Annotated in this window: 17 protein-coding genes; 16 read left to right on the top strand and 1 reads right to left on the bottom strand. The window is 61.0% G+C overall.

Going from position 1 to position 19,656, the window contains the following annotated elements; all coding sequences use genetic code 11:
* Positions 1–28: 28 nt before the first annotated feature.
* The 16 genes from purF to BLT16_RS18770 all read left to right on the top strand — a co-directional run bounded on the left by purF (position 29) and on the right by BLT16_RS18770 (position 16,059).
* Positions 29–1,549: an amidophosphoribosyltransferase gene (gene purF, locus BLT16_RS18845; RefSeq protein ID WP_089660410.1), complete on the top strand. Its 1,521-nt coding sequence runs from the start codon at positions 29–31 to the stop codon at positions 1,547–1,549.
* Positions 1,539–2,744, top strand: coding sequence for an O-succinylhomoserine sulfhydrylase (locus BLT16_RS18840; RefSeq protein WP_089660409.1), 1,206 nt, complete (start codon positions 1,539–1,541; stop codon positions 2,742–2,744). Before purF ends, BLT16_RS18840 begins: the two co-directional genes overlap by 11 nt.
* A gap of 275 nt (positions 2,745–3,019) precedes the next feature.
* Complete coding sequence (gene vapB, locus BLT16_RS18835; protein WP_089660407.1) at positions 3,020–3,250, top strand: type II toxin-antitoxin system VapB family antitoxin; 231 nt, start codon at positions 3,020–3,022, stop codon at positions 3,248–3,250.
* Positions 3,251–3,394: 144 nt separating this feature from the next.
* The gene (vapC, locus tag BLT16_RS18830) at positions 3,395–3,802 is read left to right on the top strand and encodes a type II toxin-antitoxin system tRNA(fMet)-specific endonuclease VapC (protein ID WP_089660405.1); all 408 of its coding nucleotides are present in this window, start codon (positions 3,395–3,397) and stop codon (positions 3,800–3,802) included.
* A gap of 238 nt (positions 3,803–4,040) precedes the next feature.
* Positions 4,041–5,423, top strand: coding sequence for a flagellar filament capping protein FliD (gene fliD / locus BLT16_RS18825; RefSeq protein WP_089660403.1), 1,383 nt, complete (start codon positions 4,041–4,043; stop codon positions 5,421–5,423).
* Between the two features lie 148 nt (positions 5,424–5,571).
* Positions 5,572–6,951 (top strand): flagellar filament capping protein FliD, encoded by a 1,380-nt coding sequence (gene fliD / locus BLT16_RS18820; protein ID WP_089660400.1) that lies wholly within the window; start codon positions 5,572–5,574, stop codon positions 6,949–6,951.
* Between the two features lie 238 nt (positions 6,952–7,189).
* Entirely contained in the window at positions 7,190–8,224 is a 1,035-nt protein-coding gene (locus tag BLT16_RS18815) for a flagellin N-terminal helical domain-containing protein (protein ID WP_089660398.1), read from the top strand.
* 231 nt (positions 8,225–8,455) lie between these two features.
* Complete coding sequence (locus tag BLT16_RS18810) at positions 8,456–9,502, top strand: flagellin N-terminal helical domain-containing protein (protein ID WP_089660397.1); 1,047 nt, start codon at positions 8,456–8,458, stop codon at positions 9,500–9,502.
* Between the two features lie 104 nt (positions 9,503–9,606).
* Positions 9,607–11,481 carry an acylphosphatase gene (locus tag BLT16_RS18805; protein WP_089660395.1) on the top strand — a complete coding sequence of 625 codons (1,875 nt, stop codon included), beginning with the start codon at positions 9,607–9,609 and terminating at the stop codon, positions 11,479–11,481.
* Positions 11,482–11,605: 124 nt separating this feature from the next.
* Positions 11,606–12,691 carry a FliC/FljB family flagellin gene (locus tag BLT16_RS18800; protein ID WP_089660393.1) on the top strand — a complete coding sequence of 362 codons (1,086 nt, stop codon included), beginning with the start codon at positions 11,606–11,608 and terminating at the stop codon, positions 12,689–12,691.
* 95 nt (positions 12,692–12,786) lie between these two features.
* A complete protein-coding gene (locus BLT16_RS18795; RefSeq protein WP_089660391.1) occupies positions 12,787–12,978 on the top strand; it encodes a hypothetical protein in 192 nt (63 codons plus the stop codon).
* 117 nt (positions 12,979–13,095) lie between these two features.
* Entirely contained in the window at positions 13,096–13,575 is a 480-nt protein-coding gene (locus BLT16_RS18790; protein WP_089660389.1) for a hypothetical protein, read from the top strand.
* Positions 13,572–13,928, top strand: coding sequence for a hypothetical protein (locus BLT16_RS18785; RefSeq protein ID WP_089660387.1), 357 nt, complete (start codon positions 13,572–13,574; stop codon positions 13,926–13,928). Before BLT16_RS18790 ends, BLT16_RS18785 begins: the two co-directional genes overlap by 4 nt.
* 219 nt (positions 13,929–14,147) lie before the next feature.
* Positions 14,148–14,357: a hypothetical protein gene (locus BLT16_RS18780; protein WP_143025092.1), complete on the top strand. Its 210-nt coding sequence runs from the start codon at positions 14,148–14,150 to the stop codon at positions 14,355–14,357.
* Between the two features lie 111 nt (positions 14,358–14,468).
* The gene (locus BLT16_RS18775; RefSeq protein ID WP_089660383.1) at positions 14,469–15,278 is read left to right on the top strand and encodes a flagellin N-terminal helical domain-containing protein; all 810 of its coding nucleotides are present in this window, start codon (positions 14,469–14,471) and stop codon (positions 15,276–15,278) included.
* Between the two features lie 106 nt (positions 15,279–15,384).
* Complete coding sequence (locus BLT16_RS18770; RefSeq protein WP_245701767.1) at positions 15,385–16,059, top strand: hypothetical protein; 675 nt, start codon at positions 15,385–15,387, stop codon at positions 16,057–16,059.
* 58 nt (positions 16,060–16,117) lie between these two features.
* Here BLT16_RS18770 and BLT16_RS18765 read toward each other — a convergent pair whose 3' ends face one another.
* The gene (locus tag BLT16_RS18765; protein ID WP_089660381.1) at positions 16,118–19,615 is read right to left on the bottom strand and encodes an EAL domain-containing protein; all 3,498 of its coding nucleotides are present in this window, start codon (positions 19,613–19,615) and stop codon (positions 16,118–16,120) included.
* Positions 19,616–19,656 lie beyond the last annotated feature (41 nt).

Below are 19,656 nucleotides of genomic sequence, written 5' to 3'. Positions count from 1 at the left end.
AAGCAACACTGCAGCGAGGTAAGGCGGAATGTGCGGTATCGTGGGCCTGATGGCCAACCAGGCGGTCAACCAGGGCATTTATGATGCGCTGACAGTCCTTCAGCACCGTGGCCAGGATGCCGCCGGGATGATGACATGGCATGAAGACCGCTTCCTGCTGCGCAAGAGCAACGGACTGGTGCGCGACGTCTTCCATACTCGCCACATGGCGCGCCTCAAGGGCAACCTGGGCATCGGCCACGTGCGCTATCCCACCGCCGGTTCGTCCAGCGAGGCGGAGTCGCAGCCGTTCTACGTCAACTCGCCCTACGGCATCTCGCTGGCCCACAACGGCAACCTGACCAACTCCGATCAGCTCAAGCAGGAGCTGTTCTCCACCGACCTGCGCCACATCAACACCAGCTCCGACTCCGAGGTGCTGCTCAACGTCTTCGCTCACGAGCTGGGCAAGCAGGGTCACCACCTCGAGCCCGAGGACATCTTCGACGCCGTGCGCCGCGTGCACCGCCGCTGCAAGGGTGGCTACGCCGCGGTGGCGATCATCAACGGCTTCGGCATGGTCGCCTTCCGCGACCCCCAGGGCATCCGTCCGGTGGTGTTCGGCACCCGCGACGAAGGCGGCCACCAGGACGTGATGATCGCCTCCGAGTCGGTGGCGCTGGATGTCGGCGGCTTCGAGCTGCACCGCGACCTGGCCCCCGGCGAAGCGATCTTCGTCGACATGCGCGGCAATATCCACACCCAGCAGTGCGCCGACAAGCCGATCCTCGCGCCGTGCATCTTCGAGCACGTCTATCTGGCGCGGCCCGACTCGATCCTCGACGGCGCCTACGTCTACGGCACCCGCATGCAGATGGGCCGCAAGCTCGGCGACCGCATCCAGCACGAGTGGCCCGAGCACGATATCGACGTGGTGATTCCGATCCCCGATACCTCGCGCACCTCGGCCCTCGAGCTCGCCCAGCATCTCGGCGTGACCTACCGCGAAGGCTTCATGAAGAACCGCTATATCGGTCGTACCTTCATCATGCCGGGGCAGACCCAGCGCAAGAAGTCGGTGCGTCAGAAGCTCAACGCCATCGACATCGAGTTCAAGGACAAGAACGTGCTGCTGGTCGACGACTCCATCGTGCGCGGCACCACCTGCAAGCAGATCATTCAGATGGCCCGCGAGGCCGGCGCCCGCAAGGTCTACTTCGCCTCCGCCGCGCCGCCGGTGCGCTATCCTAACGTCTACGGTATCGATATGCCGGCGGCCAACGAGCTGATCGCCCACGGTCGCAGCGAGGCCGAGGTCGGCGAGCTGATCGGCGCCGACCGCATCTTCTATCAGGACCTCGATGACCTGCGCGACGCCTGCCGTGAGGTCAACCCGGCCCTCGAAGAGTTCGACTGCTCGGTGTTCGACGGCCAGTACATCACCGGCGATATCGACGATGCCTACCTGAACCGGCTCGAGGCCTCGCGCAACGACAGCGCCAAGGTCCAGAACGTCAGCGACCATGCCTTGGTCGGTATGCACAATCAGGATGATCTCGATGACGACTGATAACTCCCACGATTGGGCCCTGGCTACCCAGGCGATCCGCGCCGGCCACGCCCGCACCCACGAGCAGGAGCACGGCGAGCCGATCTTCCCGACCTCCAGCTTCGTCTACGCCAGCGCCGCCGAGGCGGCGCGCAAGTTCAAGGGCGAGGAGCCGGGTAACGTGTACTCGCGCTTCACCAACCCCACGGTGCGCAACTTCGAGCAGCGCCTGGCGGTGATGGAAGGTGGCGAACGCTGCGTGGCCACCAGCTCCGGCATGTCGGCGATCCTCTCCACCGCCCTGGCACTGCTCCAGGCCGGCGACGAGATCGTCGCCTCGCGCTCGCTGTTCGGCTCCACCGTCAGCCTGTTCGACAAGTACCTCGGCAAGTTCGGCATCGTCACCCGCTACGTCGAGCTCTCCGACCTCGAGGCCTGGGAGGCGGCGATCACTCCGGCAACCAAGCTGCTGTTCGCCGAGACGCCGTCGAACCCGCTCTCCGAGGTGGTCGATATCGCCGCGCTGGCCGAGATCGCGCATCGTCACGACGCGCTGCTGGCCATCGACAACTGCTTCCTGACCCCGGCGCTGCAGAAGCCCATCGAGCTGGGGGCGGACCTGGTGATCCACTCCGCCACCAAGTACCTCGACGGCCAGGGCCGCGCCATCGGCGGGGCGGTGGTGGGGCGCGACAAGGAGCTCGAAGAGCTGTTCGGCGTGGTGCGCACCTGCGGGCCCTGCATGAGCCCGTTCAACGCCTGGATCTTCCTCAAGGGCCTCGAGACCCTCAACCTGCGCATGCGCGCCCACTGCGAGAACGCCATGGCGCTGGCGCGCTGGCTCGAGGCGCACCCGGCGGTAAGCCGCGTCCACTACAGCGGCCTCGAGAGCCACCCCCAGCACGTGCTGGCCAGCCGCCAGCAGCAGGGCTACGGCGCGGTGCTCGGCTTGGAAGTGGCCCCAAGCAGTGGCAAGAGTGCGCGCGACGCCGCCTGGTCGGTCATCGACGCCACCCAGGTCATGTCGATCACCGGCAACCTGGGTGACGTCAAGACCACCATCACCCACCCCGGCACCACCACCCACGGCCGCCTCTCGGATGAACAGCGAGCCACCGCCGGCATCAGCGAAGGCCTGATCCGCGTCGCCGTCGGCCTCGAAGACATCGACGACCTCAAGGCCGACCTCGCCCGCGGCCTCGACGCCTTGGTGTAGTGGTTAGTGTGGGAGCGACTTCAGTCGCGATCATTGTGGGAGCGAATTCATTCGCGATGCAGCGCGCAGCGCTGCTTGGAACACCCAGCCCCATCGCGGCTAAAGCTGCTCCTACATTTGCCTTGGCGCCATCCGCTAATGTAGGAGCGAATTTATTCGCGATTGCAGCGCGCAGCGCTGCCCGGTAAGCAGCGCAGTGCCTTAAAGCCAGATTGGCGGCCTCGGATGCTGATGCTATTCTTGTATATCCCTAGGGCATATCCTGGAGGTTTGTGATGGAGCAGGCATCGGTATTCAAGAGCAACCGCAGCCAAGCGGTTCGACTGCCCAAGGCTGTCGCACTTCCCGATAGCGTGACGCGTGTCGACGTTATGGTGGTAGGGCGTACGCGCATCATTGCCCCGGCAGGGGAAGGGTGGGTTAGCTGGTTCGATGGCGAGACAGTGAGTGACGACTTCATGCTCAGTCGGGACCAGCCCGCTGACCAAGAGCGTGAGGACTTCTAGGGGCATTGCCTGAAAAGGCGGCGAGCGATGACCAGACAAGGCAAAAAACAAGGAAAAAGCGGAGTTTACATGGTGTAAATGAGTATTTTGAGTTGTTTTTTAACGCTGTATGGTCGAGCGCAGCTAGTTTTCGGGTAATGCCTAATGCTGAAGTACATGCTGGACAGTCACATCTGCATCTTCACCATCAAGAACCGTCCGCCACAGGTCCGCGATACCTTCAAACGCCATCATGCCCAGCTATGCATCAGTACCGTGACGCTGATGGAGTTGATCTATGGCGCCGAAAAGTCGGCGAGCCCCGAGCGTAATCTGGAAGTAGTCGAAGGCTTTGCAGCGCGTCTCGAAGTGCTCGACTACGATGGTCATGCTGCTGCGCACAGCGGGCAGCTACGCGCGGAATTGGCCAAGAGCGGCACTCCCATCGGTCCATACGACCAGATGATTGCCGGCCATGCCCGGTCCCGAGGGCTTGTGGTGGTCACCCACAATATTGGTGAATTCCAACGTGTGCCTGGTCTCAGAGTCGAAAACTGGATGCCTGACGCCTAGGTACAGCTAGCCACCAAGACCGTCGCGGCTGACGCCGCTCCCACTTTTGCTGAGGGCGCCACGCCCAGTGTGGGAGTGAATTCATTCACGATTGCAGCGCGCAGCGCTGCCCTGCTTTGCCACCATCGCTTGCCGTGCCGCATCACCAAAAAAATCCCGACCACACCCTAAAGTTAGCCATTCCCCCGCCGATGGCCCTGGGTAGAGAGGAAAATACACGCGCTTTGGAGTTGGTTGTATGTCGAGTATCACCTCACTGGGAATTGGCTCCGGCCTCGATCTCAACGGCCTGCTGGGCCAGATGCAGGAAGCGGAGCAGGCTAAGCTCGATCCCATCGCGCAGCAGGTCGAAAGCCAGCAGGTGCAGATCTCGGCCTATGGCGAGATCCAGAGCGCGCTCTCCACGTTTGGCGACAGCCTCGGCAATCTTAACGACCCCTCGCTTTACCAGAGCGTTACCGCTGAGGTCAGCGGTGGCGCCGTGCAGGCCTCGGCCGGTCCCGAGGCAAGCCCCGGCCGTTTCGAGGTCGAGGTGGGCAATACGGCCACCGCCAGCAACCTCACCAGCGAGCGGGTCGCGGACCTCGATACCATCGTCTCCAAGGACGGCGGCGAGCTCCAGCTGAGCTTTGAAGACGACTCACTGGATCATGCGGTCGCTATTGCTGCCGATAGCACCCTGGAAGACGTGCGTGACGCCATCAACGCCGACCCCGACGCGTCAGTAAACGCCTCTATCGTGTTCGACGGTGAAGGTCATCGTCTGACCCTGATGTCGCAGGGCACAGGCGAGCAGGCCTCCATCACCGGCACCGATTTCGCCGATCTGGCAGCGGGCAACCTTGCCGATGATCCGGGCGACACCGTCGCTCAGGCCGGCCAGGACGCTAACCTCTCGGTCAACGGCATCGACATCACCAGCCCCACCAATCAGATCGAGGATGCCATTCAAGGCGTCTCGCTCACCCTGCAGGAGCCGGGTAGCAGCGAGATCTCGGTGACGCAGGATACCGGCAGCATTCGCGAGGCGGTGACCGGCTTCGTCGAGTCCTACAACGAGCTGAAGGGCACCACCGACCGGCTTACCGACTTTAATGGCGAAGAGGGGGAGGCGGGACCGCTGATCGGCGATAGCGCGGTGCGCACCATCGAATCCAGCCTGCGCAATGAGCTCAGCGCAGGCGAAATGCAGGACGGCGAACTGTCGCTGCTGTCTGACATGGGGCTTTCACTCAGCGTGGATGGCACCCTGGCGCTGGACGGACAGCAGCTGGATGCTTCCCTGGCGAATGATCCCGACGCCGTTGCCGGCTTCTTTGCCGGCAACGACGAGAGCGCTGGCCTGGCCGGGCGGCTGGAAAGCACCACCGAGCAGCTGCTGAGCAGTAACGGTGCCTTGGAAGGCTCAATCAATAGCGCCGAGAACCGCATCGACAGCCTGGAGGAGCGCTTTGAGCGCACCGAGCAGAGCATCGACCAGACCATTGATCGCTACCGCACCCAGTTCCAGCAGCTTGATAGCATGATGGGCCAGATGCAGCAGACCAGTAACTATCTCACCGAGCAGCTCAATGGCCTGGGTGGCGGCCAGGGCGGTGGTGGTATGGGTGGCATGATGTAGTGCCATGTATGTCGCCAAGCTGGACCTTCTACACCCCGGCCCGCGCCGGGGTTTTTTTGCGCCAGAGAAAAAATGGCATAAAGTTATCTGCCAAGCGGCCGATAATACCGCTATCAGTGTCAGGACTGCTCATAGGGAGCTGATCAGTATGTCTACTATTACGTCGTTGGGGGTGGGGTCGGGACTAGACCTGTCGGGGCTGTTGGATCAGCTGCGGGATGCCGAGCGCGGCAAGCTCGAGCCTATCAAGCTGCAGCAGACCCAGCAGAAGGCCAAGATTTCCGCCTACGGTCAGCTACAATCGGCATTGACCAAGTTTCAGGATGCGGTGGCCAAGGTCAACGACCCCAAGCTCTACGAGAGCCTCTCGAGCAACGTGAGCGGGGAGGGGGTGAGCGCCTCGACCTCCGCCGACGCCACCCCCGGCCGCTATGAGGTCGAGGTGATAAGCGCCGCCAGCGCCGGCAGTATTGCGAGTGCCGCGGTGGCAACCCGCGACGAACCGTTGATGGGGGCCGGTGGCAAGATAGTCCTCGACTTCGGCACTGGCGACTCGGCGCGCACGCTGGAGATCGACCTGGATGACGACAGCACCCTGGAAGGCATCCGCGACAAGATCAACGCCACCGAGGATGCCGGGGTCAACGCCTCGATCATCTTCGACGGCAGCGACTACCGCCTGGCATTGAGCTCGAAAGAGACCGGCGAAGCGGCCGCGATCAACGGCTTGAGCATCGTTGATGCCGGGGGCGACACGCTCTACGCGGGCGATGAAGATACCATTCGCGGCGGCGCCGATGCCGTGCTCAACGTCAACGGGATCCGCATCACCAGCCCCGACAACCGCATCGAGGGTGCCATCCAGGGCGTGACCCTCAACCTCGAGCCGGGCACTGAGAACCAGACATCTACCGTAGTGGTCGAGCGCAACACCCGCGCAGTGCGCGAGGCGATCACCGGCTTCGTCGATGCCTTCAACGACCTCAAGAGCACCATCGGCAGCCTGACCGCTTATAACGCCGACACCAACACGGCCGGCGAGCTCAACGGTGACAGCATGGTGCGGACCATCGAGTCGCGCATGCGCAGTATGCTGAGTGGCGGCATAGCCGGCGGCGAGTTCGCCACGCTCAACCAGGTCGGTATCTCGCTGCAGCGCGATGGCACCTTGGAGCTGGATAGTGACCGCCTCGATGAGCTGGTCACTAGCAACATGGCGGACCTCAGCGACTTCTTTGCCGGCGACGAGAAAGACGCCGGCATGGCTGGCCAGCTCAACCAGGCTCTCGATCAGATGCTCGGCAGCAACGGTCTGGTCAAGAACACCATCAGCGGCGCCGAGAGCCGCGTCGAGAGCCTCAACGAGCGCTATGCGCGCATGGAAAAAAGCATCGAAAGCACTATCTCGCGCTACCGCACTCAGTTCGGCCAGCTCGACGCCATGATCGCGCAGATGAACCAGACAAGTAGCTACCTCACCCAGCAGTTCGACGCCCTGGATGCTCAGTTAGGCCGCGGGCGCCGGTAACCGCGCATTGCAATAAGTGGCATCTCGTTACGCTGGCGGCCCTCGGGCCGCCAGCGGCGTTTCCGCACAGGGTTATTGCAAAAAATCGCATCTCAGCCCTAAAGGTTTTCCTCACGCTTCCGATAGTTAAGGTAACGGCCAACGGCGTCGTTGCGGCGGGCCCGGAGGAATCGGGCCGCAACATGAAGAAGACCGGGCCCGCCAATGGAGCCCTCAACCATCGGGAAGGAATATCATCATGTCCGTGATCAATACCAACATCACCTCCATGATTGGCCAGTCCAATCTTCAGAAAAGCCAGAACGCCCTGCAGACCAGCATGGAGCGTCTCTCCTCCGGCCTGCGTATCAACAGCGCCAAGGATGACGCCGCCGGTCAGGCCATCGCCAACCGCATGAGCGCCCAGATCACCGGTCTGGCCCAGGCGCAGCGCAACGCCAACGACGGTATTTCGGTGGCCCAGACTGCTGAAGGCGCCCTGAACCAGATCAACGACAACGTTCAGCGTATCCGTGAGCTGACTGTCCAGGCGCAGAACGGCACCAACTCTGCTGACGACCTGCAGTCCATCCAGGACGAGATCGGTCAGCGTACCTCCGAGATCGACCGTATCTCCAAGGAAACCAACTTCAACGGCGTCAACGTTCTGGCCGAAAATCAGAGCATCGCCATTCAGGTCGGCGCCAACGACGGCGAGGCCATCAATGTTGGCCTGCGCGAGATCACCACCGAGACCCTCGGCCTGACCGATCTCAATGTCAGCGAGCTGCCCCAGGTGGTATCAGCCACTGACTTTGAGGATGGTGAATCCTTTGCTGAGGAAATTACCGGTACCGTAATTCAGAATGATGATGGTGACTACTACATGCAAGATAGCGATGGCAACTTCTTTGCCTTGGGAGCTGCCACCGTTACTGATGGTGAAGTATCGTTTGCCAGTCAGGACGAGCTTGACCCTGAGACTGATGCCCTGACAGCTGAGGACGCCTCAGCAGCTGGCTTGACTCCCCTGGCCGATATTGACTCGGCCCTGAAAGATATCGATAGCCTGCGCTCCGACCTGGGTGCGGTGCAGAACCGCTTCGAGGACGCCATCACCAACCTCGATACCAACGAGACCAACCTGGCCGCCGCCCGCTCGCGCATCGAAGATGCCGACTACGCCATGGAAGTCGCCGATATGACCCGTGCGCAGATTCTGCAGCAGGCCGGCACCTCCGTTCTGGCCCAGGCCAACCAGATCCCGCAGAACGTGCTGTCGCTGCTGGGTTAATGGTTTAGCCAGCGCTACCCACAGGCCTCCTTCGGGAGGCCTTTTGCATTGTGATGATTGGCATGCGGTGGTGAACTGCTATTGCCAGCGCGGTTTTACAGGCTTTTACAGAAAAAATGCTTATAAGGCTCAAGAACCCAGCGTAGGCGCCGTTAAAGAGTATAACGGCACGAGTGGCCGCTGAGATGGCTCCAAGTTGGGGTCAATTGACGAGAGCAAGGAGACATTACGATGTCAGTGATCAACACCAATATCACTTCCATGATTGGCCAGTCCAATCTTCAGAAGAGCCAGAATGCCCTGCAGACCAGCATGGAGCGTCTCTCCTCCGGCCTGCGTATCAACAGCGCCAAGGACGATGCGGCCGGTCAGGCCATCGCCAACCGCATGAGCGCCCAGATCACCGGTCTGGCCCAGGCCCAGCGCAACGCCAACGATGGTATCTCCGTGGCCCAGACCGCTGAAGGCGCGCTGAACCAGATCAACGACAACGTACAGCGTATCCGTGAGCTGACGGTGCAGGCGCAGAACGGCACCAACTCCGCCGATGACCTGCAGTCCATCCAGGATGAGATCGATCAGCGCACCTCCGAGATCGACCGCATCTCCAAGGAGACCAACTTCAACGGCGTCAATGTGCTGGCCGATAACCAGAGCATCGCCATTCAGGTAGGCGCCAACGACGGCGAAGCCATTAACGTCGGCCTGCGTGAAATCACCACCGAAACCCTGGGCCTGGACGACCTGGATGTCGGCAATCTGCCCCAGATCAAGGTGGCCGGTGATTTCGAGGATGCTACTGATGGCGTTGGGTCTTCCTTCGGTGGCTTGACGAACGACGGTCAGGTAGTAGCCATCAATGATGATGATGGCGATGCAGCATACTTCGAGCGTTACACTGATACTGATGGCGAAGTGGCCTTTGCCGCGCTGGGTGATGCCGCGGCAGTGGCCGCGGATGGCGAAGTTACCTTCACCGGTACTGTCGATCCTGATGACTTTGCACTTGAGCCACTGGCAAATATCGATGAGGCATTGAAGGACATCGATAGTCTGCGCTCCGACCTGGGTGCGGTGCAGAACCGCTTCGAGGACGCCATCACCAACCTCGATACCAACGAGACCAACCTGGCCGCGGCCCGTTCGCGCATCGAAGATGCCGACTACGCGATGGAAGTCGCCGATATGACCCGTGCGCAGATTCTGCAGCAGGCCGGCACCTCCGTTCTGGCCCAGGCCAACCAGATCCCGCAAAACGTGCTGTCTCTGCTGGGTTAATCCAGCGATAGGGGAGACGCGGTTTCCCGTATCCTATATAGAACCGGCCTCTCCTGGGGCCGGTTTTTGTCTTTAGGGTTTTGCTGGGTTGGCATGGTCTGGTAATGGAGGTGAGTGAAATGGGGCGTCGGCAAAAAGCGATCAATGGCCATCAGTTGGAGCTAAAGCGGCCACAGTCCGGGGAGGTGGCGCGCCTGGCGGCCAATATTCGTCAACTGATCAAGATGCAGCGCCACGAGTTAGCGGTCGAAGTGCTGCTGCAGCTTCAGCGACTGGATCCCGGGCACGCCGAGGCACTGCTACTACAGGGCGAGCTTGAGCTGGAAGCCGGAGACATGACCAAGGCACTGCACTCTCTGCTGGCCGCTAGTTACCAGCTCCCCAGCTATCCGAGGGTATTCTGGCTGTTGGCCAAGCTTCACGCCATGGGGCGCCAGGACCTTGCCGCCATCAGTGCCCTGCTGCGCTATGTTGAGCTCCGCCCGACAGAGTCCAAAGGCATGATGACGCTGTCGGCGCTTTATACTGAGGCTGGCCTTAACGAGCAGGCCGAGTACTGGGTGCGTCGAGGGTTACGGCTCGAGCCTTTCCGCTGTGAGAAGAAGATCCCGGACAATCAGCGCAAGATGCGAGTGCTGGTGCTGATGACCGCAGAGTCTTCCGAGTGGCGAATCAACCGCAAGACGTTCCAGGCGCAGATAATGGAGGGGCACAATAATCTCTCGCTACTGCTGGATGCGGCGCATATCGAGGTATGGACACTATTCGTAGATACCATAAGTAGTGCGCCCGAGGTGGCCCGAAAGCTGCCCAAGCTCGATTTGGTCTATAACGCCATTACCGACGCCGAGCGTTGTGCAGAGGCGCTTGCCCATGCACACCGTTTATGTGATCGCTTGTGTGTGCCGGTCGTGAATGCACCCTTGGAGGTGTTGGCAGCATCGCGAGAAGGCAACCATGATCGACTGATGGGGGCCCAGGGCGTGATAGTGCCGAAGAGCATTAAGTTGGAGCATGTTCAAGGCGACTGCAGGGCCCTGGTGGAGGATGCTGTTAAAAAGGAGTCGTTGACCTTTCCGCTGATTGTTCGGCTGGCCGGCTATCAGGGTGGCAAGTATATGCACCTGGTTCAGGAGCCAGCCTCGCACGACTACAAGGAGCTGGACGCTGCCCTCGCTCAGCAACCCCAGACGCTGTACTTGATTGAGTATCATGATGTTAGCTATCAGGATGCACGCTGCCCTGATATACGGCTATTCCCCAAGTATCGTGCTTTTATGGTGGGGAGTAACCTATACCCTTGCCACCTTTTCACCGGTGACAGCTTTAATGTTCATCTGAAGAGCGCCGAGAAGATCATGCAGGCCAATCCCTGGCTGGTCGATCTTGAACGAGCGTACTGTCATGACCCGGCTAGGCACTTGGGGGAATCTAACTGGGCCGCCTTGTCTGAGGCGATGCAGGCGCTAGGGTTGGATTATTGCGGTGTGGATTTTTCCCCGTCCGCTGACGATCCAAGTAAACTTGTTATCTTTGAAATGAACCCTGCCATGCGTAACTGGGTAAGTCATTTGCCCGAGGGAGATCATGTTCAGCTGTCTTGGAAGACGATTACCCGAAAGGTGCACGAGCACTTCTGTTTTTTGACGGATATCTCTCCCTGGCACTTCAATCTGCCCGAAGGAACCGCACCTGTATTCTCGGAAGACGATATACTGACGCTGCGCCTGTTGATCAGCGGCCAGGTACAGGGGGTCGGTTATCACCAATGGTTTGCCAGCCAGCTGGTAGAACGGGGCATCGCGGGCTGGGTACGTAACAGTTCCGATGGCAGCGTGGAGGCTGTAATTCACGGCAAGCTGGGTGACCTGCAACCCCTCTGCGATGAGGTGCCGAATGGGCCCGAGGGCGCTAGCGTGAGTGGTTTCGATGCCAAGCCCTGGGACGGTGCGATACCGAAGGGGGTGGAAATCCGCTAGGCGCACAGGGTGCATGGCCCGGCAAAAAAGTCGGCGGGAGTACTAAAGTTTTGCATCTGATGGCCGATACAGAGAATGAGCGCTGTGAGGCTCGTGACCCGTTATCACATGTGAGACCTTAAACATGTCCGTGATCAATACAAACATCACTTCCATGATTGGCCAATCCAATCTGCAAAAGAGCCAGAATGCTCTGCAGACCTCCATGGAACGTCTCTCCTCGGGCTTGCGCATCAACAGCGCCAAGGACGACGCCGCCGGCCAGGCTATCGCCAACCGTATGACTGCTCAGATCACCGGTCTGGCTCAGGCTCAGCGTAACGCCAACGACGGTATCTCGGTTGCCCAGACCGCTGAGGGCGCCCTGAACCAGATCAACGATAACGTCCAGCGTATTCGTGAGCTGACGGTACAGGCCCAGAACGGCACCAACTCTGCCGATGACCTGCAGTCCATCCAGGATGAGATCAATCAGCGCACCTCCGAGATCGATCGCATCTCCAAGGAGACCAACTTCAACGGCGTCAAGGTGCTGGCTGATAATCAAAGCATTGCCATTCAGGTTGGTGCTAACGACGGCGAAGCCATCAATGTTGGTCTTAGAGAAATTACTACTGAGACCTTGGGGTTGGGTAGCCTGGATGTCACCAACCTTCCGCGTACAGTCGCTGCTTCTGACTTCGCTGCTACAGCGGATGGTAATGCCGCCGACCCTGATACGAACCCGATTAACTCGGGCGTTAACTTCTCAGATGCTATCAATGATGCAGGCACTGTCTTTACGATCAAGGATGCTGCCGATAATGATACTTATTACATCCGTGACGAAGCCGGTGACTACTTCACTCTTACTGACGTAATGGTAAGTGACGAGGGCGTCGTCAGTGGTACGATTGGCGCCGCCGCCTTGACAGAAGCTCAGGTCAAGGATGCCGGTTTGACGCCATTGGCCGATATCGATACCGCTCTCAAGAATATAGATAGCCTCCGCTCCGACCTGGGTGCCGTGCAGAACCGTTTCGAAGATGCCATCACCAACTTGAGCACTAACGAGACCAACCTGGCCGCTGCCCGTTCGCGCATCGAAGATGCCGACTACGCGGTGGAAGTGGCCAACATGACCCGCGCCCAAATCCTGCAGCAGGCCGGCACTTCGGTACTGGCACAGGCCAACCAGATCCCGCAGAACGTCCTGTCTCTGCTGGGTTAAGGTTGAGCTACTAGGGAATAGGCTTCTTCCCTTTGGCACTGCCAACGAACCGGCTCCTTTCGAGGGGCCGGTTTTTTGCTTTCTGAGGACATGACATGACCATTGAAGAGCACCAGCAAGTGATCCATGAGCTTCAGGGTGTCATTGACGATACCCAGTACACCATCGACCGCTTCGAGGCCTCCGGCATGGATAAGCAGATGACAGAGGACTACGACAGGCTGCTAGTGATTCTCGATGATGCTGTGAAGCAGCAGCGGACACATGCGCTTGCGATGTCGGGCTGAATAGCGTTGCCTTGACTGCTGCCACCCCATTAGTACGGCTCAAGTTTTCCGCCTACATGCCGATATGCTGATGAATACAACAAGAAGCGAGCACCACAACGCAGGGGATATCAGCGCATGACCCATATCGAGACCTTTCCCACCGCCCTGGAGGCGGACGTTATCGGTGGCCTGGAGCAGGCGCTGACGCGCTTGCAGGAGCGCGATGCGGCGCTGCTGGTGGCGCGGGCAACCGAACGTAGTATCACCGCTCGCCTGGGCTGCCATCTTCAGGGGCTTTTTCCCGATTGGGATGTCGATTGCGAGTTCAACTGCTGGCGCGGGCCGCTGCAGAGCCGTGGCCATATCGTGGTGTCTACCACCAGCGCCACCACCGAGGCGCCGACCATCTTTCCGGACCTGCTGATCCATCGCCGCGTCAGCGGTGAAACCCTGGCGGTGATCGAGGTGCTGAAGAGTGATGCCCAGGCCGCCCGCCACCGCGAGCGTCGCAAGCTTCAGCACTGCAAGAAGAGGCTCGGTTGCCCCCATGCGGCGATGATCGAGATTGGCGTCGGCGAAGGGCGCGGGCATCACCACTTGGAGATGCTGCCATGACCACCATCGGCGACCGCATCTCTGTACGCGAGCTGCTGCACGATCTTATCCCCAAGCTGAAAGCCACTGAACGCTTTATCGACGAGACGCTTGCGACGCTGATCGAGCAGGCGCCGCCGGGCGATGAGCGTGCCCGCCGGGAGCGACAGCAGCACGCCTTCCAGGTCAACCTGACCATGATTCGCATGAACCTCGACCACCTGCTGAAACGCCATGCGCACTTGCTTGACGAGGTGAGCGATCCCGGTGCGGTACCGTCCGGCCCCATGCTGGAGCTCGATGAACACGAGCAGGTGGCGCTGAACAGCGCCATCAAGCTCTACCAGCAGACCCAGGCGATCCAAACGGGTTAACACGATTGCATTGCGCAGCGCTGCCGAGCTTGGCCAACGTCATCGCGATTGAAATCGCTCCTACATTAGCTCTGGCGACAATTGCCGTGTGGGGTGATTGGATTCGCCATCCTGGCGCGCTGCTCAATTAGCGCCGCAGGCCCTGTTTCCATTCGCTTTTTGGTCAATCGGCGTCGCGGAGAGTGGCTTACACTGTTCCATATGTTCCACGATGTCGAGATGTATGCCGTGACGCCAGATGAGTACCAGCAGGTGATCGAGGAGTTCGATAGCCTGATCCACGATGCCCGCACGCTGATGGTGCGCCTCGAGGCATCGGGCATGGATCAGAGCCATGAGGCCGCCTACTACGAGGTGCATGCGATCTACGCCAAGGTGGTGGCCGATCAGCGCGCCTATACGCTGTCAATGCTCGACGAGGTGGCGTAACGCCGGCCTCACCGATAGCAGCAGTTTCTTCTCAAGATGTTGCCACGCCTGCCGATAATCTGAGTATCTATCTCTGCGCGCCACCCGGCGCGCGCTTGGGGGCTTGCCTCGGTGCTGGTGCTCAATACGTCTATCATGTCGATGCTGGCGCGCCAGCATCTCCACGCCAGCCAGTCTGAGATGCAGACGGCGATGCAGCGGCTGTCGTCGGGCCTGCGTATCAACAGTGCCAAGGACGATGCCGCCGGTCAGGCGATTGCCAATCGCATGACCGCGCAGATCCGTGGGCTCGCCCAGGCGCAGCGCAATGCCAATGACGGTATCTCGCTGGTGCAGACCGCCGAAGGGGCATTGAACCAGGTCAACGACAATCTCCAGCGTATCCGCGAGCTCTCGGTGCAGGCGGCCAACGGCACGCTGAATGAGCGCGACCTGGCGTCGATCCAGCACGAAGTCGATCAGCGCCTCGACGAAATCAACCGCCTTACCGGCCAGACGGATTTCAACGGCGTCAAGCCGCTGGGGCAGTCCCGCTCGCTGTCGATCCAGGTGGGGGCCTATGATGGTCAGACGATCGATATTGCCTTGACGGCACTCGACCTCGACGGGCTGGGTCTCGAGGACTTCAATGTCGAGGAGGTGGACGAGGACCGGCTGGCGCGGCTCGATGAGGCACTAACGCGCGTCGACCGCCAGCGTAGCTATTTGGGCGCGACGCACAATCGCCTCGAAGGGGTGATCGATAACCTGGCGACCACCCAGATCAACCTGGCGGCCTCACGCTCGCGGATCATGGACGCTGACTATGCCGCCGAGGTGTCGAAAATGGTTCGCGCGCAGATTCTCCAGCAGGCCAGCATGGCGGTCTTGGCTCAGGCCAATCAGCTGCCCAATATGATTCTCACACTGCTGCAGCGCTGATATCCCTCTGATTAGGTTGATGTATTAAAGATAAGCGAGCGGTTGCCGATAGCACTCTGGCGGGGTATGAAGCCCGCATCGGATCATTACGCAAGGGATATTCATAATGTATAAGTCGATTACTGCCGGCATGGCGGCGCTGCTGTTGGGTGCGGGCGCAAGTAGCGCTCAGGCCTTCGAGGATCGCTACAGTGTTGGCGTGCTGGCGGGCACCACCGGGGTCGGGGCCGAGGTGTCATGGCGCTTTCATGAGCGCATGGGGGTGACCGCCCAGTACGCCGGCGGCTTGAGCTGGAGCGGCGATTTCGACACCGACGATGTCGACTACGATGGCGACCTGGATATCTCCGCTGGGGCCATCAAGTTCGACTATTATCCGTTTGCCGGGCGTTTCTACCTTACCGCCGGCGCCATGCTGCCGGATATGGAAGCTAACGTGAGTGGCCGTTCCAAGCGCAACGATACCTTCGAGTTCGATGGGCAGACCTATGCCGCCAGTGATATCGGCAGCGTGCACGGCAAGCTGACCATCGCCGATGGCGTGCAGCCTTATGCCGGCCTGGGCTGGCGTTCATCGCATCGGCAGGGCTTTGGGCTGTTTTCCGAGCTGGGAGTGATGGCGACCAGCATCGACGTATCGCTGAGCACCTCAGAGAACTACGAGGCGCAAAGCGACCAGTTCCGCCGCGACCTGCGTCGCGAGGAGCAGCGCCTGAAGGATGAAGCCGACAAGCTGCCGTTCTATCCGGTCGCTGTGGTGGGGGTGTCCTACACCTTCTAACGGCCGACTGGAACGGGAAGGTACCCTGCCGCCCAGGCTCTGTGCCTGGGCGCTGTCGTTATTGGCCAATGGCCCATGCGCCGTACTGAGACCGCTGCCAGGCGGGAATCTCGGCAGCAGGCATCGGCCTGGCGATACCGTAACCCTGCATCAGGTGGCAGCCCAGTGCCCCCAGTGCGCGGGCGTGAGCCATGCTCTCCACGCCTTCGGCGAGTACCGGACGATTGAACTTGCCGGCTAGGAAGATCACGCTCTCGACGATGGCGTGGTCGTCGTCGCTCTCCAGCATCCGTGAGACGAAGCTGCGGTCGATCTTGATCAGGTCGACGGGCAGGTTGCGCAGGTAGGAGAGCGACGAGTAGCCGGTGCCGAAGTCGTCCAGCGCCAGCTCGATGCCCAGCGCCTGACAGCCTTCCATGACCTGCATGGCCGCGTCGATATCGTCCAGCGCGGCGGATTCCAGTACCTCGACCTTGATATCACCGGGCCCTATCTGCGGGTGTTGCTGCATGAGATGGGCCAGGACGTCGAGGAACTCGCGCCGCACCAGTGACTGAGGGCTGAGGTTGACGCTGATCGGCAGTGCCATGCCGGCGTGTCGCCAGGCATCGGACTGTCGCAGCGCGGTTTCCAACACCCACTCGTCGATGGCCTGCTCCAGTTCGGTGCCGGCCAGCAGAGGCAGAAAATGGCCGGGTGCTAATAGGCCGCGTTGCGGATGGCGCCAGCGGATCAGCGCCTCGACGCCCACCACCCGCTGCTGGGCAAGGTCGACCTGGGGCTGGTAGTAGAGCTCGAACTCCTGGTCATCGAGTGCCCTTGCCAGCCGGTTGAGCTGGTCGCGCTGACGGCGCAGGCGGAGGTCCTGATCGGCATCGAAAAGCTGGTAGCAGTCACCGCCGCGCTGCTTGGCCTGATACATCGCCTGGGTGGCGTGGCGCAGCAGCATGTCGGCGTCGCTGTCGTCCTGAGGGTAGGTCGAGACGCCGATGCTGGCGGTGACACTGAGCGTTTCATTGTCGACGATCAGCGGCTTGGCGAGAGCGTCGCGGAGGTGTTCGAGAAACTCGAGGCGTTGATGCGACTCGGGCAGGATCAGCGCGAACTCGTCGCCACCGACCCGCGCCAGCTTGCCCTGCTCCTCCATCAGCGCCTGCAGGCGTGAGGCCAGTGCCACCAGTAGCCGGTCGGCCAGCTGGTGACCATAGACCTGATTGATATTGCCGAAGCGGTCGAGATCGAGCATGCACACCGTCAGTGACTGGTCGTAGCCCTCGGCGTAGTCGAGCAGATCCTGCAGCTTCTGGGTCAGGTGGTCACGGTTGGCAAGCCCGGTGAGCTTGTCGAAGTTGGCAGCGCGAAATAGCTCCTCGTGGTGGCGCTTGGTGCGCGTGAGGTCCGAGAACACCGCCACGTGATTGAGCAACTCGCCGCTGTCGTCGTAGACCGCCGAGACCGAGAGCATGGCGGGGTAGCTTTCGCCGTTCTTGCGCCGCCCGGAAAACTCGCCGTGCCAGTCCTCGCCGCCGGCCAGGTGGTCGATCACCGCCTGGGCGTCGGCGACGCCAGGTATTTTTGAGCTCAACTGGGTGGCATGGGTGCCGATCATCTCGTTACGGGTGTAACCGGTAATGTCACAGCAGGCCGGGTTGACGTCGACCACGTGGTGCTCGGCATCGGTAATCAGGATGCCTTCCTGGGTATTGTCGTAGACCCGTGCGGCGAGCTTCAGGCGCTCCTCGAAGGCCTTGCGCTCGCTAATGTCGGACTGGATATCGATAAAGCCGCTCAGCTCACCCTGCTCGTCGTAGAGGGCATCGCAGCGGATATGCACCCAGTAGGGGGTGCCGTCGCGGCGATAGTGAATGACCTCTTCCTCGAAGCCTTCGCCGCGCGCCAGCGCCGCTTCGATGCGGGCGTTGGCTTCGGGGTCGGTGGCCGGACCGCGTAGCAGCTGACCCGGGCGCTTGCCATGGGCCTCCCGGAAGGAGTAGCCGCTGAGCTGCTCGAATCCTTCATTGACCCACTCGATACGGTCGTTGGCATCGCAGATGAAGACGCTATTGCTGGTGCGCTGGGCGACCTGGGACAACCGCGCGATGCTCTGCTGACTACGCTGATGCTCGCGCCTTACCCGCAGCGTGTCGACCAAATGGGCGGCGGTGCTGAGCAGCGGGGTAAGGAATTCCACCATCGCATCGTCGTAGCCGCCGGGGCGGTTGGCTAGCCCCAGCATGGCAACCACCCGCCCTTCGAGGCTGATCGGTAGGCCAAGGAAGCTCTTCAGCGGTGGGTGCCCTGTGGGCAGCTGGCCCTTGCGCGGGTCGCTGGCGGGCGCATTGCTGATCACCGTCTGGCCAGTGCGTAGTGCATGGCCGAACAGGTTGTCGAGATTACGGAACTCGAGGCCATCTGGGGCGGCGTCGAGCATCGCTCGAGGGGCTTGATCCCAGGCGACATCGGTTATCGACTGAATCTTGAGATAGGGCTTGCCATCGTGGCCATGGAATACCTCACCGATAAAGCCGAATTCGCTCTCGGTCAGGGCCAGGATATCGTCGAGAAGCAGTGCAAAAGCCTGGTGGCTGTCGCCGCTGGAAATGAACGATGACTGCGCCTTGACCAGCACTTGGTCGAGCTGGTGCTGCTGTTGCAGGCGCTGCTCGATGCGTTTGAGCCGGTTGACGTTGCGCGCCGTGCCGAGCACCTGCACCGTTTCGCCATTGGCCACCAGCGGCTCGCCGTTGAGCTGCATCCAGTCATAGCGACCGTCGGGCGCCATCAGCCTGAGAATCACCTCGAACCCACGCTGCTGCTCGCAGGCGTCGCGCAGGCAGCGCCGCAGCTGCGGCTGGTCGTCGGGATGATAGCGGGCGATGGCGGCTTCAGCCTGGCTGGGCTGGGTGTCGTCGAACCCCAGCTGGCGATAGATGGCGCGGCTCCAGAAGGCGGTGCCAGAGCCGACATCCAGTTCCCAGACGCCGATATTGGCAGCGTCCACGGCGGTCATGAAGCGGGCGTCCAGGCCCAGCTCGAAGTGCTGTATCACCAGTCGAGCCAGCAGGGTAAGTATCTGCTTATGCTGTTGACTAGCCTCGCGGGGCTGAGTGTCGAGCACGCATAGCGAACCGAGGGCATGGCCGTTGCGAGTGAGCAGGGGGGCGCCCAGGTAGTAGCGCACGAAGGGCGCCTCGGTGACCTGTGGGTTAGCGGCAAAGCGTGGGTCGAGATGGGTGTCGGCGACTTCCATCAACTCATTTTGAAGAATGCTATGGGCACAAAAGGAGATGTCCCGAGGCGTCTGATCGACGGGCATGCCCTGCGAGCTCTTGAACCACTGACAGTGTTCGTCGACCAGCGACAGCGTCGCCATGGGGGTATCCAACAGTTCTGCCGCCAGGCGCGTCACCTCATCGAGCGCCGCGTCGCGTCGGCGGTCGTGAAGGGTGTAGCGCCATAGGTGCTGCAGACGTTGCGTTTCATTGCCGGGTAGCGGCGGGGTCTGCATGGTCACTGCCTCCGCGTCCATGTGGGCCTTGCCTTGGGGCTCAGCCATACACAGGTGTAACACATTTTTACCGTCAGAAGGACGTCCAA

Source organism: Franzmannia pantelleriensis (assembly GCF_900102875.1).
In the GTDB taxonomy this organism is placed as follows: domain Bacteria; phylum Pseudomonadota; class Gammaproteobacteria; order Pseudomonadales; family Halomonadaceae; genus Franzmannia; species Franzmannia pantelleriensis.
The sequence above is the reverse complement of the archived record's forward strand: the minus strand, read 5'-3'. Positions and strand labels throughout refer to the sequence as shown.

Excerpts from the sequence above, each read along its gene's own strand:
- purF (WP_089660410.1), top strand. The coding sequence starts at position 29 with ATGTGCGGTATCGTGGGCCTGATGGCCAACCAGGCGGTCAACCAGGGC.
- BLT16_RS18840 (WP_089660409.1), top strand. The coding sequence starts at position 1,539 with ATGACGACTGATAACTCCCACGATTGGGCCCTGGCTACCCAGGCGATC.
- vapB (WP_089660407.1), top strand. The coding sequence starts at position 3,020 with ATGGAGCAGGCATCGGTATTCAAGAGCAACCGCAGCCAAGCGGTTCGA.
- vapC (WP_089660405.1), top strand. The coding sequence starts at position 3,395 with ATGCTGAAGTACATGCTGGACAGTCACATCTGCATCTTCACCATCAAG.
- fliD (WP_089660403.1), top strand. The coding sequence starts at position 4,041 with ATGTCGAGTATCACCTCACTGGGAATTGGCTCCGGCCTCGATCTCAAC.
- fliD (WP_089660400.1), top strand. The coding sequence starts at position 5,572 with ATGTCTACTATTACGTCGTTGGGGGTGGGGTCGGGACTAGACCTGTCG.
- BLT16_RS18815 (WP_089660398.1), top strand. The coding sequence starts at position 7,190 with ATGTCCGTGATCAATACCAACATCACCTCCATGATTGGCCAGTCCAAT.
- BLT16_RS18810 (WP_089660397.1), top strand. The coding sequence starts at position 8,456 with ATGTCAGTGATCAACACCAATATCACTTCCATGATTGGCCAGTCCAAT.
- BLT16_RS18805 (WP_089660395.1), top strand. The coding sequence starts at position 9,607 with ATGGAGGTGAGTGAAATGGGGCGTCGGCAAAAAGCGATCAATGGCCAT.
- BLT16_RS18800 (WP_089660393.1), top strand. The coding sequence starts at position 11,606 with ATGTCCGTGATCAATACAAACATCACTTCCATGATTGGCCAATCCAAT.
- BLT16_RS18795 (WP_089660391.1), top strand. The coding sequence starts at position 12,787 with ATGACCATTGAAGAGCACCAGCAAGTGATCCATGAGCTTCAGGGTGTC.
- BLT16_RS18790 (WP_089660389.1), top strand. The coding sequence starts at position 13,096 with ATGACCCATATCGAGACCTTTCCCACCGCCCTGGAGGCGGACGTTATC.
- BLT16_RS18785 (WP_089660387.1), top strand. The coding sequence starts at position 13,572 with ATGACCACCATCGGCGACCGCATCTCTGTACGCGAGCTGCTGCACGAT.
- BLT16_RS18780 (WP_143025092.1), top strand. The coding sequence starts at position 14,148 with ATGTATGCCGTGACGCCAGATGAGTACCAGCAGGTGATCGAGGAGTTC.
- BLT16_RS18770 (WP_245701767.1), top strand. The coding sequence starts at position 15,385 with ATGTATAAGTCGATTACTGCCGGCATGGCGGCGCTGCTGTTGGGTGCG.
- BLT16_RS18765 (WP_089660381.1), bottom strand. The coding sequence starts at position 19,615 with ATGGCTGAGCCCCAAGGCAAGGCCCACATGGACGCGGAGGCAGTGACC.